Below are 1751 nucleotides of genomic sequence, written 5' to 3' on the forward strand. Positions count from 1 at the left end.
AAGGCTTGTTGATTACGTGCCTTACCCACCGACCATCAGGGTCAAAGCCGCAGGACACTCGAAGATAAGCGAGGATATCGTTGACCTCCGATGACTCGAACAGGGAGCCGGAAGCCATCTTGATGTACTTCATCTTCTTGGCGATGCACATGATCTCGGCCAGGTCCAAGCTTACTCGCAGTCGTGACAGCACTGCACAGGACTTCAGACCCTCTGTCAATCCGATCTGCTGACAGCGGCTGATCACATCCAGGGCTTCCGCTGACGGGTCGGGATATTCTTTGACCTGCACCGAGTTGGCCCAGTCTTTCTTGTTGAACGGCTGCATGTCTCCCGACAGGTGCCAGCGCTTCCCCCTGACAAGGTTGCTGGCTACCCGACAAATCGTCGGAGTAGATCTGTAGTTTATCGGCAAGGCCAGCTTCTGAACCCTGGGATCATTGGCGAAAGCAACAAAGTTGTCCGGCTCCGCTGAGCGGAAGGCATAGATGCTTTGCGCCGCGTCCCCTGCCACCAGCAGATTATGCGGCTTGTCATCTTCCTCGGGAGGAGCAGGTAACGCCTGAACCCCTGGTATCGATGAGTCCAACCCGGCAAGAAGCAAAGCCACATCCCATTGCACAGGGCTCGAATCCTGTGTCTCATCTACTATGATGAAATTCCAGCGATTTCTCCATCTGTCCCTGGCTTCCGGATTCGATATCAAGGTTAACCATGCCCAAAGTAGCATATCATCGTAATCGTACAGACCGAGCTCGCTCCTCTTCAGTTCCAATGCTGCATATATCTTGAACAGGATGGCCGGATGGATTCCGGTATCCACGGCCCAATGCTCGGCTTGTCGACGGATATTAGACGCATAGTACGGGTTTAGACCGAAGACATCTCCGTCGATGTAGCAGATACCTTTGGCCTTGCAAAAGGCGATGAACCGCTTCACGGCCTCGAAGTCCACGCCGTAATCATCCTCGATCATCCTCTCTCGGCGCATTCCCACAAGTATCTTCTTCAACTGGATGCTCATCGACTCTCGCTCATCGAACTTGCCGGCTGATATCAGCACTGAATCTGCGGCTGCGATCTGACGACAGACGGAGTGAATGGTTCCAACTCTTGCACCGACGATCCCCAGCGACTTAAGCCGATCGTTCATCTCGGCTGCCGCAGCTCTAGTGAAGGTCATGGCCAGAATCAAATCCGGGTCTACACCATCGGCTACCGTCTTGGCGATACGATCAACTATCGTCGCGGTCTTGCCTGAACAAGGAACTCCGGTCAGGCAGACTAGGCCATCCGTTGTCTCTACGGCTTTGAGCTGATACTTATTCAATCTTCCTAGGAGGTCCTCTAGTTCTGCGCTATACGACATGTCTAGGCCTGCTTCTTGAGTTGCTCTAGCTGGCTGAGATCGAAGAACCGTTCGCACATAGCCTGAGCTATGGCCTTGTATGACAAGGTTCCTTTCATAATTTTCTGCGCGATCTTAACTCGCTTGCGTCCGGTGCCGCGACCCTGTCCGTCGGGATTAACTTCTTCCTCTCCTAGGTTTATTGACCAGGCGATGCTCTTCTCTCCTGGGCACAACGAGAAGGCTGTCTCTTCGTAGGCGAGATCAAAGCTAACCCCCAGCTCCCAGGCTGACTTTAGGTTAAGTTCCAACTGTGACTTCACCGTGTCCTCTGTATGATTCGGCACCAGGTATCTCGACGGATGGAACAGGTCAAACCTCAACGCTGTGTCTACGAACAGCT

Annotated in this window: 2 protein-coding genes; both read right to left on the minus strand. The window is 53.2% G+C overall.

All coding sequences use genetic code 11. The annotated features are described in order from the left end of the window. Positions 1–1369: UvrD-helicase domain-containing protein (locus HWQ67_RS17690; protein WP_218254016.1), on the minus strand; the 1369-nt coding region annotated here is incomplete at its 3' end. A 2-nt stretch (positions 1370–1371) separates the two neighbouring features. Beyond that, positions 1372–1751: hypothetical protein (locus HWQ67_RS17695; RefSeq protein ID WP_218254017.1), on the minus strand; the 380-nt coding region annotated here is incomplete at its 5' end.

Origin of the sequence: Candidatus Magnetobacterium casense (genome assembly GCF_019173545.1) — a bacterium.
GTDB lineage: Bacteria > Nitrospirota > Thermodesulfovibrionia > Thermodesulfovibrionales > Magnetobacteriaceae > Magnetobacterium > Magnetobacterium cryptolimnobacter.